General features: G+C 37.8%; 12 protein-coding genes. 5 read left to right on the top strand and 7 right to left on the bottom strand.

Annotated elements, in window-relative coordinates; translation table 11 throughout:
• Window positions 1-137: 137 nt before the first annotated feature.
• The 3 genes from C9E89_RS11135 to C9E89_RS11125 all read left to right on the top strand — a co-directional run bounded on the left by C9E89_RS11135 (window position 138) and on the right by C9E89_RS11125 (window position 3,191).
• Window positions 138-560, top strand: a complete 423-nt coding sequence (locus C9E89_RS11135) for an NUDIX hydrolase (RefSeq protein WP_107008425.1) — start codon at window positions 138-140, stop codon at window positions 558-560.
• 72 nt (window positions 561-632) lie between these two features.
• Entirely contained in the window at window positions 633-1,877 is a 1,245-nt protein-coding gene (locus C9E89_RS11130) for an esterase-like activity of phytase family protein (RefSeq protein ID WP_107008429.1), read from the top strand.
• Window positions 1,878-1,973: 96 nt separating this feature from the next.
• Entirely contained in the window at window positions 1,974-3,191 is a 1,218-nt protein-coding gene (locus C9E89_RS11125; protein WP_107008424.1) for an MFS transporter, read from the top strand.
• Here the strand turns inward: C9E89_RS11125 and C9E89_RS11120 are convergent.
• Window positions 3,188-4,207, bottom strand: coding sequence for an alpha/beta hydrolase (locus C9E89_RS11120; RefSeq protein ID WP_107008423.1), 1,020 nt, complete (start codon window positions 4,205-4,207; stop codon window positions 3,188-3,190). The two genes, C9E89_RS11125 and C9E89_RS11120, sit on opposite strands and share 4 nt — an antisense overlap.
• Before the next feature lie 362 nt (window positions 4,208-4,569).
• On the opposite strand from C9E89_RS11120, the gene C9E89_RS11115 reads away from it, so the two are divergent.
• Window positions 4,570-6,981, top strand: coding sequence for a YgiQ family radical SAM protein (locus C9E89_RS11115; RefSeq protein WP_107008422.1), 2,412 nt, complete (start codon window positions 4,570-4,572; stop codon window positions 6,979-6,981).
• Between the two features lie 376 nt (window positions 6,982-7,357).
• Complete coding sequence (locus C9E89_RS11110; protein ID WP_107008421.1) at window positions 7,358-7,894, top strand: DUF2726 domain-containing protein; 537 nt, start codon at window positions 7,358-7,360, stop codon at window positions 7,892-7,894.
• Between the two features lie 109 nt (window positions 7,895-8,003).
• Here the strand turns inward: C9E89_RS11110 and C9E89_RS11105 are convergent, their stop codons facing one another.
• From C9E89_RS11105 to C9E89_RS11075, 6 genes are all read right to left on the bottom strand, one after another.
• Window positions 8,004-8,360: a RidA family protein gene (locus C9E89_RS11105; protein WP_107008420.1), complete on the bottom strand. Its 357-nt coding sequence runs from the start codon at window positions 8,358-8,360 to the stop codon at window positions 8,004-8,006.
• Window positions 8,361-8,694: 334 nt separating this feature from the next.
• The gene (gene creD, locus C9E89_RS11095; protein ID WP_107008418.1) at window positions 8,695-10,113 is read right to left on the bottom strand and encodes a cell envelope integrity protein CreD; all 1,419 of its coding nucleotides are present in this window, start codon (window positions 10,111-10,113) and stop codon (window positions 8,695-8,697) included.
• Window positions 10,114-10,230: 117 nt separating this feature from the next.
• The gene (gene creC, locus C9E89_RS11090) at window positions 10,231-11,694 is read right to left on the bottom strand and encodes a two-component system sensor histidine kinase CreC (RefSeq protein ID WP_107008417.1); all 1,464 of its coding nucleotides are present in this window, start codon (window positions 11,692-11,694) and stop codon (window positions 10,231-10,233) included.
• A 3-nt stretch (window positions 11,695-11,697) separates the two neighbouring features.
• Complete coding sequence (gene creB, locus C9E89_RS11085; protein WP_107008416.1) at window positions 11,698-12,420, bottom strand: two-component system response regulator CreB; 723 nt, start codon at window positions 12,418-12,420, stop codon at window positions 11,698-11,700.
• 423 nt (window positions 12,421-12,843) lie between these two features.
• Window positions 12,844-13,899: a DNA polymerase IV gene (gene dinB / locus C9E89_RS11080; RefSeq protein WP_107008415.1), complete on the bottom strand. Its 1,056-nt coding sequence runs from the start codon at window positions 13,897-13,899 to the stop codon at window positions 12,844-12,846.
• A 137-nt stretch (window positions 13,900-14,036) separates the two neighbouring features.
• Window positions 14,037-14,732: a glycoside hydrolase family 25 protein gene (locus C9E89_RS11075; RefSeq protein ID WP_228199019.1), complete on the bottom strand. Its 696-nt coding sequence runs from the start codon at window positions 14,730-14,732 to the stop codon at window positions 14,037-14,039.
• Window positions 14,733-14,817 lie beyond the last annotated feature (85 nt).

Below are 14,817 nucleotides of genomic sequence, written 5' to 3'. Positions count from 1 at the left end.
GGTTAATTCATAAATTAGCTATTTACCTAGTAAATAGCACTTTTGATAAAAGAAAACTTAGCTCAAGTTTCATTTTAAATGCTGTTATAAAGAAAAATGAGTAATATATAATCCAAAAATGGATCTTTCTTAAAAATATGCAAATTAAAAAAGTTGTACCAGTTATTTTAAGACAACATGATTTAGGATTACAGCTTTTAGTATTTCAACATCCTTTGGCTGGAATTCAGATTGTAAAAGGCACTGTAGAGTTAAATGAAAGTTTAGAAGAAGCTGCTTTACGCGAGCTCTTTGAAGAGACTGGGATTCAAAGTGCTCATATACAAAAATTTTTAGGTATTCATTATCCAAAAGAAAATGGACCAGATTGGTATGTTTTTGTCTGTGAAACGCAGGAAAATCTTTTAGATCAATGGGTACATTATTGTCATGATGATGGTGGTTTAGAATTTAAATTTTTTTGGCATTTTTTATATACAAAACCTACGAGTGACTGGCACCCATTATTTCAGGACTTATTGGTATTTATTCAAGATAATTATGAATCAAAATATAAATGATTATCATGTTTTCGTAAGACTGTCATAAAAATGATTTTAAATGATGTAACACCTTTATTTAAAAAGATTTATATGAAAAAGCTTACTTATTCTTTGCTTACTTTGGTCATTTTAGGATTAACTGCATGTAATGATGATGACAATGATGTGCATAATGAACCTACTGTCACAGTGCCAACCTTAGTTTCATTTGCTCGATTAGATGTTGAAACTTATGCTTCGGGACCGAATTCGGGAAGTTTTGTCAAAGGTGCTAATGGTATTTTTCCACCATTTAAAGGGCAGCCAGTACAAGGTTTTTCTGGTGCTTTAAAAAATGGTGATGGTACTTATATGGTCATGGCTGATAATGGTTTTGGTACACAGGATAATTCTTCAGATTTCCTATTACGAATTTATCAAATTAAGCCTGATTTTCGAACTCAGACGACTGGCTCTGCAAAAGTTCAAGTCATGAGCTTTATTCAGTTACGTGATCCAAATAAGCTGATTCCATTTGATATTATCAATCAAAATACAACGGATCGTTTGTTGACAGGTGCAGATTTTGATCCAGAATCGATTCAAAGAACAGAAGATGGTAGTTACTGGATTGGAGATGAATTTGGTCCTTATTTGCTACATTTTGACAAAGATGGTGTACTGATTGATGCACCAATTTCATTGCCGAATCCCCTCAAAAAAGGGACAGAATTGCGTTCACCTCAGAATCAACTGAATAAAGCCAATATTAACTATGTTGAACCTTTAACACAGCAGAGTGGTGGTTTTGAGGGGATGGCATTGTCGAAAGATGGGCAATATTTGTATTCATTACTAGAAAAACCATTAATAGGTGAAACCAATAAGCAACTACTCATTTCACAGTTTGATATTAAGAAAAAAGCATATACTGGAAAATATTATTATTTTACTTTAAATGATCAAGCAACAAATATTGGTGACTTCCAACTCTTTGATGACAAGTCAGGTATTATTATTGAGCGTGATCCAAGTCAAAATAAGTTAGATGCTTATAAAAAACTCATTAAAATTGAACTAGGTGAGTCTGGTCAGGCTGTAAAGCGTTCTGATCTTGTCGATTTGATGAATATTGCTAATCCTCATCATTTATATGGCACAATTCGAGACGGAGATATTGGAACTGAAAAGAATTTTGCTTTTCCATTTGAAACAATTGAAGATGTAATTATTGAAAATAGCACAACGTTAACTGTGTTGAATGATAATAATTTTCCTGGTTCATCAGGGCGTAATGGAAAACGTGCTGATGATAATGAAATTATTCAAATTAAATTACCTCAAGCACTTTATTAAATTTTAAGCAGATAAGAACAAGCCCCTTCATAAAAGGGGTTTTGTTTTTATGTAGTTCTAAAACAGGCGTATACTGAACAGACATAAGGAGTGATTATGTCTGATTTAGCCGAAAATGCAGATTATATAGAATATGGTAGTAAGTCTTTTATGGCGATTTTACTATCTTTGTTTTTGGCAGGTTTTGCAGTTTTTTCATCGTTGTATTGTGTGCAACCAATGATGCCATTTTTGGCAAAGTTTTTTCAGATTTCTCCAACTCATAGTAGTTTTCCACTGTCATTTTCGACCATTGCTTTGGCTTTAGGGCTCCTTTTTGCTGGCTTAATTTCGGATCGTTTTGGTCGTAAGCCGATTATGGCAATCTCATTATTTTCTACAGCAAGCTTACTCTTACTAAGTGCATTTTTACCTTATTGGGAGGTATTTCTTGCAACCCGAATGATGGTTGGATTAGCAGTAAGTGGCGTTGCATCTGTTGCCATGACTTATATTGGCGAAGAAATTGCACAAAAAGATGTCGGTTTTGCTATGGGACTATATATTTCAGGGACAGCAATCGGTGGAATGGGTGGGCGCTTGATTGCAGGAGTATTGCTGGATTATATTTCATGGCAAACAGCAACGATGGTTATCGGTGTGCTTAATTTATTGATTGCTTTGGTTTTTTATATTGCTTTACCAGCTTCTAAACACTTTAAGTCTTATCCAATTCAATTTTCTCGTTTTATCCAATCATTTAAGAAAAATTTATCTGATCCTAAGTTACGGTTGTTGTTTGCACAAGGTTTTATTCTGATGGGATGCTTTGTCACTGTGTTTAATTACATGAGTTATCATCTTTTGGAAAAGCCTTTTGAACTGTCACAAACTTGGATCGGTTTAATTTCGATTGCTTATTTATCAGGAGTTTACAGTTCACCACGTGCAGCCAGTTGGAGTAGAAAGTTTGGTCGAGACAAAGTTTTAATTGCAATGTTTACCACGATGATTCTTGGTTTATGGATCATGTTAATCCCTTCACTTTGGGTTATTTTAATTGGATTATTGATCTTCACCTTTTCATTTTTCGCAGCGCATTCAACCTCAAGTAGTTGGGTTTCGGTTCAATCTTTACAGTATCGTGCAGTTGGATCATCACTGTATTTATTTTGCTACTATTTAGGTTCAAGCTTTTTAGGAAGTGCCAACGGTTTAGTCTGGGAAAAGTATGGATGGTTGGGATTAACCCTGACCATCACAATGGTATTATTCATTGGTGTATTGGTTGCCTTAAAACTACATCAAATGCAAAAAATGACGATACATCATTAATGTTTTAAATTACTTTGAATAAACTCAATACTACTTTTTTTCAATTGCTCCAATGCTTCCGCTTCTACAGGATAATGTCCGCCTTTAGGTAATAATACGACTTGATGCGGAACTGAGAGTCGATCTAAAACAGGTTGACTCAGTTTAAGTGGTGTCCAGTGATCTTCAGCAGGCTGCGTCAATAGAACTGGACATTGACTAAAACTGGATAAATCATATTTAGGTTTATAATTCATATAACTATTTAGAAATTGAATAGACATACTATTACCTGCTGAAGTGTTATCTTGCAGCATAATTTTTAATGCTTTTTTATTATTTGTTAAGGCATACATTTTAGAAACAAGGGACATGGGCAATGGAATACTTTTCACGACTGGGGTCATTGCTCCAATTTTCATACTTGGAAGAAGAGCAGGGCTTAAAGGGCTAAAACGCATGGTTGCTTTTTTTACACCTACTCTTTGTTGGTCTAGAAAAGTCATTCCAATGATGCCTTTAATATTTCTATTTTGCATTGCGACATGCATAGTTAGCATACCACCAGCAGATAAACCATAAAGAAAAATTGGACGATCATCTTTTTGAGCTTCAGTGTTGACAAAATCATTGACCAATTGCACCCAGTCATCATAACGAATTGCACTTTTTGAAGGATATTCAGTTAGCCCATAGCCTGGTAAATCGAGTGCTATAGTTTCATAACCTGCTTGTGCTAAAGGATGCCCTAAAATTAAACTGAGCTGTCTACCATTCGTTCCAACGCCATGTAATAAAATTATTTTCGCGGTAGATTGTGGTTGTGGATAGGTGTCAACATGAACACGGTAACTGTGCCATGACCAAAAATATTCTTGCGGTGCATTTTCATTGGTGAGTCGATATTGTTCTGGTAACTGATTTTGTAAATCTTTCCATGCTTTTTGTTCGGTATAAGTTTTGGCTTTGAGAGAAGAAGCCGATACAAATGTATATAAAAATACGATAAAGGATAAAAAAATCTTTTTTAGAACCATGATGTAGTTCTCGTTTTATTGTTTGAGTGAGATTAAGTGAATTTTTTGAAAAAAGATGTGCAAAAATGTTTATTTATAATTATTTTATGATCATTTTTGCCAATTTTATAAATTAGTCATTGAATTTAAATAAAATATAAAATCAACCACTTGTCGGATTTTTATTCGATTACAACTCAAATAGCAAATATCGCTTTTAAAAAGTGATGTATTTTCAAGTAATTTATAAAAAAGAAGTAAATTTTCAGTTATTTGTTTTTGTGTGTTTTTTAATCAAGCAACATGAGGTAAATTCATGTTAAAATGATCAACTTTCATCTTAGATCTCTCCCGATCGCCAACTGCCAATCGAGAAATTCACCATGTCGACCGCTTATACTGCTCAAACTGCGCCTACTGCGTTGTTTGATTATGACAAATATTGGGCATCGTGCTTTGAACCCGCACCATTTTTGCCAATGTCACGTGAGGAAATGGATTTACTCGGCTGGGACAGTTGTGACTTTATTTTAGTCTGTGGCGATGCCTATATCGACCATCCATCTTTCTGTTCAGGAATTATCGGGCGTACTTTAGAAGCGCAAGGTTTCCGTGTCGGGATCATTGCACAGCCTGACTGGACTTCTGCTGAAGCATTTAAAGTCTTAGGTAAACCGAATATTGCATGGGGCGTGACCGCAGGCAATATGGACTCCATGATCAACCGTTATACGGCAGATCGTAAAATCCGTTCGGATGATGCCTATTCGCCTGATAATCAACCGAATAAACGTCCAGACCGTGCCGCGACAGTGTATTGCCAGCGTGTACGTGAGGCGTATCCCGATGTTCCTGTTTTGTTGGGCGGTATTGAAGCTTCTTTGCGTCGTATTGCGCATTATGACTATTGGTCAGACAAAGTTCGTCGTTCGGTGTTGATGGACTCGAAAGCTGATTTACTCATGTATGGTAATGGTGAGCGTTCAATTACTGAAGTCATGCATCGTTTGGCGCGTGGTGAAAAAATCACAGACATTACCGATGTGCGTGGTACAGCATTTATTATCAATAAACATAATCGTGCGTCTAAAGCGAAATTTGTTGAAATCGCGTCTAATGACGTCGATGCGATTGGTCGTGTCGATCCAATCATCAACCCTTATGTGATGACGGAAGATTTGGACGGTTGTGAAATTGAAAAAGATAAGGGCAACTCTTTAACCCAATATCAAAATTTCCAAAAAGAATTGGTTGCCAATCCGATCGTCCGTGAAGGCGATAATTTGGATGAAAATACTCAAATTGTCCAATTACAGCCCGCATCTAAAGCGATTAAACACAAATTGCCACCACGTGAATTGGCAGTGATTCGTTTACCTGCTTTTGAAGATGTAGCGAATGATCCTGTTTTGTATGCACACGCTAACCGTATTTTGCATTTGGAAACCAATCCAGGGAATGCACGAGCAATGGTTCAGAAGCATGGTGAACGTGATGTATGGTTAAACGCACCGCCGATTCCGTTAACCACAGAAGAAATGGATTATGTGTTTGACTTGCCTTATGCACGTCTGCCACATCCTTCGTATGGGGAAGCACGTTTCCCTGCATTCGACATGATTAAATTCTCTGTGAATATCATGCGTGGCTGTTTTGGTGGTTGTACCTTCTGTTCGATCACAGAACACGAAGGTCGTATTATTCAGAACCGTTCTGAAGAATCCATTTTGCGTGAAGTGGAAAAAATCCGTGATACTGCACCGGGCTTTACCGGGATTATTTCAGACTTAGGCGGACCAACGGCAAATATGTACCGTTTGGCGTGTAAAGACCCTGAGATTGAAAAAAACTGTCGTAAACCTTCATGTGTATTCCCGGGTGTATGCCAAAACTTACATACCGATCATGCGCCATTAACACAGTTGTATCGTAAAGCACGTGCTTTGCCAGGCATTAAAAAGATTTTGATAGGCTCTGGTCTGCGTTATGACCTTGCGGTATTGAATCCTGAATATGTCAAAGAGCTGGTACAGCATCATGTCGGTGGTTATTTAAAAATTGCGCCTGAGCATACCGAAAAAGGTCCACTCAATAAGATGATGAAACCGGGCATAGGCACTTATGACCGTTTCAAACAAATGTTTGATCGTTTTAGTAAGGAAGCGGGGAAGGAACAGTATTTGATTCCGTACTTTATCGCTGCGCATCCGGGTACGACTGATTATGACATGATGAACTTGGCGATCTGGTTGAAGAAGAATGGTTTCCGTGCCGATCAGGTTCAAACCTTCTATCCATCGCCAATGGCAACGGCGACCACTATGTACTACACAGGTAAAAACCCACTAGCGAAAGTGGCACGTTATACTGAAGATGTAGACATCGTTAAAGGTGAGAAGCGTCGTCGTCTGCACAAAGCTTTCTTGCGTTATCATGATCCAAACAACTGGCCTTTACTGCGTGATGCGTTGAAAGAAATGGGCCGTCCAGATCTGATTGGGAATTCGAAACAGCATTTGATTCCGACTTATCAGCCTGCAAGTGTTGAGGGTGAGTACAAGTCTGCACGTAAGAAAAACTCAAGCGTGGCGGGCGACTCGCAGAAACGTACAGGTGAACAAGGTAATCGAAGCAAAGCGGGACAAGGTCAAAGCCGTCCATCGAATACCAAAAAACGTCCAGAACGTGGTCAGATTTTGACACAGCATACAGGTTTACCACCACGTGAAACAGGTGATAAAAAACCGTTTGGTGGCAATGTGAAAGCGAAGTCTAAGCCAAAAAATAAAGCTTAAGTTTTAAAATAGAAGAGGATGTGTAAGCATCCTTTTTTTATATTTGAGTGAAAAATAATTAGATAAAAAAACATCCTTTTTCATCTAAAAAATTAAATTGTCTAACAATATTTCGATTATTTCATCGGTTAAAGTTGAATTCCATGAGCATTATCGCTATAAATGGATATAAATGTCATTTCTTTGTCATAAGAACAAGATATTTTTAATGTCGTTATTGATCAAATCAGCAATACATAAGTAAATGATCAAAAATCTAAAGTATAAGATGGGATCTTATATGTTAGATGGTAAATTGAAGTTATTGATGGAAAAGTGAAATAAAAGACGGTAATAAATCGTTTTAAATTATAAAAATAGATAAGGAAAGGAAATCATGGATTTAATGATTCTTGTGACCCTCGCTATACTCGCTATTGTGAGTTTGATTGCTTATAATGGTTTGAAAAATAAGCAAAAAGTGGATAGCGTGTTACGCCAACGTGCAGTTTTTAATTCGCATGAATTAATGACTTATAGCCGTATAAAAGAAATTTTACCTACAGCCAATATTTTGGCTCATGTTTCTTTTGATGCATTATTAACAACCAAGTATTTACATACACGTCGTAAATATCAAAAAATGTTTGCAGATTTTGTTGTTTTAGATCAAGACTTTAAAGTTATCTCAATTATTACTTTAAATGATCCTAATGCTTTGAAACGAATGAGTGCTGATAATAATCAAGATACCTTGCTAGAAATGGCAGGTTATCGTGTCATTCGTTATTTTGGTGTACCAGAATATCAAAAATTACGTGAAGATTTTTTTGAAGATTATATCCAAACACATGATGTACATGCTTTAGATGCTTCATCAGCTCAATTAGAAATATACGCTGAGCGTATTGCCCGCTCTCGTGTTTATGGATAATGATAAAAAATGCATGGCTGAGCATGCATTTTTTAAATATAAAATTTAAAGAATTTGTAGAACAAACAACCGAATTTGAATCATAAATTTAATTCTGATTATTCATTGATTATTCAGGTTTTACTGCAACAACCGTCATTTCAACCAATACATCAGGATGATAAAGTTTAGCTTCTACACACGTTCTTGGTAGAGCTTCAATATCTGCAACCCATGCATCCCATAGTTCATTAAATGCAGCATAGTCATTTTCAATATCTTTTAGATAAATGGTGACGGACATGATATGACTTTTGTCCGTGCCTGCATCGGCAAGAAAACGATCAATTATATCTAAAGTCTGTTGAGTTTGACCTTGAATATCCAAGCTCAGGTCAGAAGCGAGCTGACCCGCCAGATGTACTAAATTGCCTGAAATGGCAATTTCAGAAAAGCGTTTTTCGACATGTAAGCGTTGTACAGCCATGCAAATATTCCCATTATCTTGATGTTGTTCAGTGTAGGGGATTACGGCTGATCTGCAAATCAGCTTTATGCAGTTTTAGTATAGTTATCGATACATCGTAATTTTTTCATGTGGAAAATCAGTAGACAATGTGCATCTGGACAAATAATTAGATTGCCCAAATTTAAAAATGGAATCTGTTGAGTTCGCAATAGATTTAGGCAATCAGCAAGGCTGCATTGGGGTGGGCAGAGTTGTTGTATTTTTCTTACAGAATCAATGATTAAGTGATGCATGGTAAGCTCCGTGAAATGGATAAAATGATGGATGGCATTGCACCATCCATAGATGAAAATTAAGGTTGAGGAGGTGTATAAGATTTTAGTTCACGATTAGGACGATGGCTGATCTGATACCAGTCGATATTACGGGTAATGAACATCACCACAGCGAGTAGGACAAAGGCAATGACAGAGCCGATAAGGAAAGTCTTGCCTGAAGACTGCAACAGCATATACATGATGGCGTAGAGTGAACTGAGAATAATGCCGAATAAGATTGCAGGTTTAAAACCTTTCATCACGAAGAATAAGTACCATGTCATTAAGCCGACACAAGCGATACTCGCCACGACATATGCCCATGCAAAGGCATAGTACTCGCTGATCGAAAGGAGTAGAACAAAGAAAATCCCTTGTGCGATTGCAACCAAAGAGTATTGAATTGGGTGAATACGTAAGCTTTTCAGCACTTCAAATAAGAAGAAACAACCAAAGGTGATGATAATAATGACAATACCGTATTTAATCGCACGGTCAGTTTGAGTGTAGACATTTACCGACTCTAAAAATTCAGTGCTTAAACCACTTTCAGTGATGGCTTGACCTTCTTCATAAGCTGCTTCTGCAGTCGCAGTATTGCTAAACTGACGTAGACATTCATTATTATCACATTCGGCAAGTCGATTCATATTTTGATTGCCTAGTGCAATATTTTTCCATTGAGCACTAAATTGTTGATGACTACTGGTTTTTTCAAAGGGTAAATTTTGCCCAGAATATTTGGCATCTGCCCAGTTCCCTTTGGCTTGGTAGCTGATATGACGACTGGTTGGAACAAGGGTAAATTTACCTAGACCGATCAGATCTGTATTTAAGTCAAAGCTAAAACCATTTTGTATGGCTTGGATTAACTCAGGATATTTTTTGGCAGAAATACTCATAAAGTCAAAACTAGAACGACCATTGCTTTGGCTGCCCATTTCAAAGGCATATTTTTTATTGAGTATTTGCAAGGTCGGTTGTGTGTTTAAACCTCGTGGATCATGGATTGGAAATACGATTTCGGCTTTATCCCATTGATAATGATGAGCTTCCAATGTTGGTTTTTGAAACATACCTTTGGCAGAAAGTTGCGCGTTATAACTGATGGCGCGATAAATCGTACGTTTATAAGTATCATTAGAAACATTGAAATTGGCTTGCCATTGTGTACTATCTGCATTGATCAGCATGACATGTTCTTGAATACATGAATATTGCTCATTGTTTTTATTGATACATGTGCTTGCTTCTTTGTCTTTATAAGGCACACGGATAAAGGGCGAAATAATGGTTTGTGGGCTGATGTTATTACGTGAAATTTCAGTGAGGAAGGCTTGTTGGTAGCCTTGTCGTTCATAGACAAGACTGGAGATAAACAATAAACCTGCCGAAAAGATTGCTACGAGAATGACAATCGCAATGATTTTGAGGGTGAGAAAACTCGAACGCATGATGGTGTCCTGAATCTTATTGTGTCAGGACATAGTCTGCAAAAGCGTTGTGTACTTTATTTGCGTTGCGGTTGAGCTTTGTGTGAAGTTTAGGTGAATTTTGATTGGATCAATGTTCTAAGGCAATTGAATTTTGACCATGACCCCTTGTAGATGGGGTTGTAGTCGGGCAATGTGATTCGTTTGAACATTTTCAATACTAATCTGCCCATGATGTTGCTCAATCACTTGTTTGACAATACTTAGACCAATCCCCGAACTGCGTTGCTGTGACACAGGGCGGGGCAGAGAAAAATAGGTTTCAAAAACTTGGTTCAGTGCATAATCAGGAATCCAGGGACCTTCATTAAAAATATACAGTGCTGTTTTTTGCTGAGGCAGTCGGTGTAACTGAATCAGAATTTTGGCCGATTCTGCGGAAAAATCGAGGGCATTGTCTAGAAGATTGGCGAGCGTTTGTTGAATCCAAAAACGATCAGCCATCATCATGCACTGAGCATCCAGATCAAGTAGACACTGTATATTTTTACTGTGTAACTGACTGGCGTGTTGGTCGAGCACTTGTTGAATGAGTTCAGCCAGATTAACTGTTTGCAACTCAAGCTGATGTTTGGATTTTTCCAGTCGGGTCAGCAATAACATTCGATCAATCAGGCTTCTTAAACGCTGACTTTGGGTATGGATATGTGTGGCAAACTGTTGTTGGTCATACAGTGGCAAATCTTCTTTGAGCAGTTCGGCACTGGCTTGAATGGCAGTCAGCGGGCTTTTTAGTTCATGGGTCAGTGTATTGACATAGTGTTCCACATAGGCCCGATCTTCAAGTTTTTCCCGCATGGTTTCAATGGCTTGAGCCACAAGATTCAGCTCCTGTGCCGAACGGAAATGTGGCGTCTGATTGACAGGTGCAAGTGCCTGTGCGTATTTACGTACCCGATCAATGCTGTGTTTCAGCCAATAAGCGACTAAACTGGCTAAAAATAAACTCAGTAAGGTAATCCAGATGGCTTGTTTAAATAATTGATTTTCTGAACGTTGAATATAAGGTTGTACCGAGCTGTTCGGTTTACCAATGCTGACCACCCCAATCAGTTGCTGTTGTTGATTGACCTGATAATAAATTGGCGCTGCAATGTACATGGTACTGCTGTCACTATCTTCTGCATAACTGCGGGTTGAGCGCACGCCGTATTTACCTTGCAGGGTCAGATAGACATCATTCCACTTGGAATAGTCCTGACCTGTCGCAATGCCCTGAGAGTCATAGATGACAATGCCTTTGGCATCGGTAATATAAATCTGCTGGTTAATTTCTTTTTTATTGTGCTGCCAGATGGTGGCATTCAGTTTACGGTTCAGTGCTTTTTGAATTTTTTCATCGAACTGCGGAGTGCTGACCTGATGCTCATACACATCTTGTGCGACCAGCATGGCAATAATATTGGCATTTTCAGCAAGCGTATCTTCTACGACCTGACGTACATTGGGTTTGACTTGCTGGTTAAATGTATAAGACATGAACCACAAACCGAGCAAAATGATCAAACCAAAGAAAAACCAGATACGAATGAAAATGGACATGTTTTAGCTGATCCGTTTTAAGCGATAACCAAAACCACGATGGGTTTCAATCGGGTCTTGTTCGGGTGCAATTTGTTTGAGCTTATTACGGATACTTTTAATGTGTGTATCTACGGTTCTTTCTAAACTATGTTCAGGATGCTCCCAGACATGATCCATTAACTGTTGCCGACTAAAGACTTGTTCAGGGCGATCAATCAACAATTTAAGTAGACGATATTCATAACGGGTCAGTTGCAGCAGCGTACCAAAATATTGAATTTGCAAAGCTTCATCTACACAATGCCAAACAGTGGATGAACTCAACTGAGCGCTTGAATCAGGCGTGTTTTGCACAGCTTGTAATTGTGCCTGTATTTCCATTCTGCGCCAGATGGCTTTGATTCGAGAGACAATTTCACGAGAACTAAAGGGCTTGGTACAGTAATCATCCGCTCCAATTTCCAGCCCCACAATCCGATCAATTTCATCATCACGGGCGGTTAAAAACAGCAGGGGAGTATGGCTAAACTGACGGATTTTTTTACAGACTTCAAAACCATTTAAGTCAGGTAAGCCGATATCTAAAATAATAAAATCAAAAGCTTGCTGCTGAATATATTCAATCGCTTGAAGCCCTGTATTTGCCCAAGTCACTTGCCATTCTTCACGTTCAAGTGCATAACGCAGTGGCATTAAAATTGCGGCATCATCTTCGACACACAGAATCTGTTTTTTATTATTCATATTGCTGAAATATCTTTGAAAATCAGTTTGAGTGTACTGAATTTAAATTTTTTAGGCGAATCATTTCAGTGAAGTTTAGGTGAACTTTAAAAGAGAGAGAATGTTTTGATTTACAGCTTGGGGGAGGGTATTTTGTATAATGAAGCGTTGTACAGCGAATTTGAAATAATGAAGTTTATCCATCGATATTGTCTGAGCGCCCTGTAACATTCGGATTTGATCGTCACGCCAATCACAGGACAGCAGAGCAAAAGTATTGGTGACTTTTGATCTCTCAGCTACTACATGGATAATGTAGCGCGTGGAATAGATTACTCTAATTTAGCGTAAACAGGGTAAATATTTGTACAAAATAGGTTCTTTTGCTTTAAAAATAGCCAAAAGTATAAGATGAAAAATTATGATGAGCCAGTTAACTCATTTTTACCATAAAGAAAGTTGGTTTTCTTGTTGAGCTTCAGCGAGTTGGTAGAGTTCAACGCCAATCAGACGAAACTGTAAATGTTCAGCAATTTGCATTTCACTTAATAAAGTCTGTACCACCTGAATCATATCTTGCTGTGAACTAAGTGCCTGTTTAAAACTTTTACTGTGTTGTAAAACCTGAAAGTTTTTAAGTTTGAGTTTAACCGTTACGCCACGTGCTTGAAGTTGTTTTTTGACTAAAGCTTGCCATACTCGTTCAATGAGCTGGTTCCAATGAGATGTGCACTGCTGTAAGGTCAGATCATCATCAAAGGTGGTTTCATTAGAAATTTGTTGACGTTGTCGTTCAGCCTCAACGGGACGTTCATCAATGCCTTGAGCATATAAAAATAATTGTTTGCCATATTTTCCAAAATGATGAATCAGAGTATTTTCTTCAATTTTTTGTAAGTCTCCTAAAGTTTCGAGCTTGAGGCTATGTAATTTTTCTTGTGTAACTTTGCCCACACCTGGAATTTTTTTTAGTGGTAAATTCTGAATAAAGTGCTGTACCTGACTGGGTTTAATAACGCAAATGCCATTGGGTTTATGCCAGTCAGAGGCAACTTTGGCGAGGAATTTATTCGGTGCAACCCCTGCGGAAGCGGTCAGCCCAGTCAGCCTAAAAATATCGGCACGGATTCGTTCTGCCACTTCAGTTGCGCTTGGAATATTTTGCAGATTTTCTGTGACATCCAGATAGGCTTCATCCAGAGACAAAGGCTCAATCAAGTGAGTATGTTGCTGGAAAATCTGATGAATTTGGCTGGAAACAGCACGGTATTGATCAAAATGCGGTTCAATCACAATCACTTGCGGACACAGTTTTCGAGCTTGTGACATAGGCATGGCTGAGCGTAGACCAAATGCACGTGCAGGGTAAGACGCTGCCGCAATCACCGCCCGAGGATGATGTGAGGAAATCACCACAGGTAAATGTTTTAATTCTGGTCGCTCTCTCAACTCGACGGAGGCGTAGAAAGCATCCATATCAATATGAATGATTTTTCTCATAAAACACAGTATCAGATCGCTGTGGAATGATTCTAACTGATCTCATGATAAATCGGACGAGAAATTGTGAATTGGAATGTTTACTGCGATATGAATTGTCTTTTTAAAGTTTTTAAAAAATCATGTAAAGATGAAACTTAAAGATGATTTTGCTCTAAAAACCTTTTCCATTGATCTAAATCGCCATGAAAAACATTTAAATCTACAGGTTTGGCTATACCTTGAATTTTGCCTTGATTACTGCGTTGCCAAAACGTCCAAGGACGACCATCTTTTAAGTCGGGTTGATCTTGATATTCACGAATCCAAATGGGCGTATTTTTAAACTCTCCAATTAAAATGATGTTATAAAAATTTTTAGAGGTATAAAAAATCGGTTGTTTAGCAAAATGTTGTTGCAGTTGATCATGCATGATCTTGATTTGTTTCAATAACTGTTCTTTGGTAAAAGTGTTGATGCAATTACTGTCATATTCTAGATCTATCACGGGCGGCAGAGCATCTGGCTTATTCGGCACACTGCGAATAAAATTTTCAGCCTGAATTTGACCCTCACGACAGAGACGAAAAAAATGATAAGCACCTACTCGCATGCCTCTTTCACGAGCCTCTAGCCAATATTTTTGAAAATGATCATCTTGATAATCACCTCCTTCAGTGGCTTTTATATAAACGAACTGATATTGCTCTGGTGAAATTTTTTTCCAATCAATTTTGCCTTGATGGTGTGAAACATCAAACCCTTGAATTGGATAAGGCTCAGCAGAAGCGACATTGTGATGGAATAAGGTCAAATATAAAATTACCACACAGCAGCACAATGCCAAAGTCATGGCGCTATAACGGATTAGAGTTTGCTGTTTGATAATGGTTTTTTTTGACATTGTGGTTCTGATACAGAGGATGTCGATAGTTTAA

Origin of the sequence: Acinetobacter sichuanensis, from assembly GCF_003024515.2 — a bacterium.
Classification (GTDB): Bacteria; Pseudomonadota; Gammaproteobacteria; order Pseudomonadales; family Moraxellaceae; genus Acinetobacter; species Acinetobacter sichuanensis.
Note: the sequence above shows the minus strand (reverse complement) of the source record. Positions and strands in the feature narration are given on the sequence as shown.

What these genes read in the sequence shown, in the direction of transcription:
- C9E89_RS11135 (WP_107008425.1), top strand. Translation starts at nt 138, where the DNA reads ATGCAAATTAAAAAAGTTGTACCAGTTATTTTAAGACAACATGATTTA.
- C9E89_RS11075 (WP_228199019.1), bottom strand. Translation starts at nt 14,732, where the DNA reads ATGACTTTGGCATTGTGCTGCTGTGTGGTAATTTTATATTTGACCTTA.
- C9E89_RS11125 (WP_107008424.1), top strand. Translation starts at nt 1,974, where the DNA reads ATGTCTGATTTAGCCGAAAATGCAGATTATATAGAATATGGTAGTAAG.
- C9E89_RS11130 (WP_107008429.1), top strand. Translation starts at nt 633, where the DNA reads ATGAAAAAGCTTACTTATTCTTTGCTTACTTTGGTCATTTTAGGATTA.
- C9E89_RS11110 (WP_107008421.1), top strand. Translation starts at nt 7,358, where the DNA reads ATGGATTTAATGATTCTTGTGACCCTCGCTATACTCGCTATTGTGAGT.
- creC (WP_107008417.1), bottom strand. Translation starts at nt 11,694, where the DNA reads ATGTCCATTTTCATTCGTATCTGGTTTTTCTTTGGTTTGATCATTTTG.
- C9E89_RS11105 (WP_107008420.1), bottom strand. Translation starts at nt 8,360, where the DNA reads ATGGCTGTACAACGCTTACATGTCGAAAAACGCTTTTCTGAAATTGCC.
- C9E89_RS11120 (WP_107008423.1), bottom strand. Translation starts at nt 4,207, where the DNA reads ATGGTTCTAAAAAAGATTTTTTTATCCTTTATCGTATTTTTATATACA.
- creB (WP_107008416.1), bottom strand. Translation starts at nt 12,420, where the DNA reads ATGAATAATAAAAAACAGATTCTGTGTGTCGAAGATGATGCCGCAATT.
- dinB (WP_107008415.1), bottom strand. Translation starts at nt 13,899, where the DNA reads ATGAGAAAAATCATTCATATTGATATGGATGCTTTCTACGCCTCCGTC.
- C9E89_RS11115 (WP_107008422.1), top strand. Translation starts at nt 4,570, where the DNA reads ATGTCGACCGCTTATACTGCTCAAACTGCGCCTACTGCGTTGTTTGAT.
- creD (WP_107008418.1), bottom strand. Translation starts at nt 10,113, where the DNA reads ATGCGTTCGAGTTTTCTCACCCTCAAAATCATTGCGATTGTCATTCTC.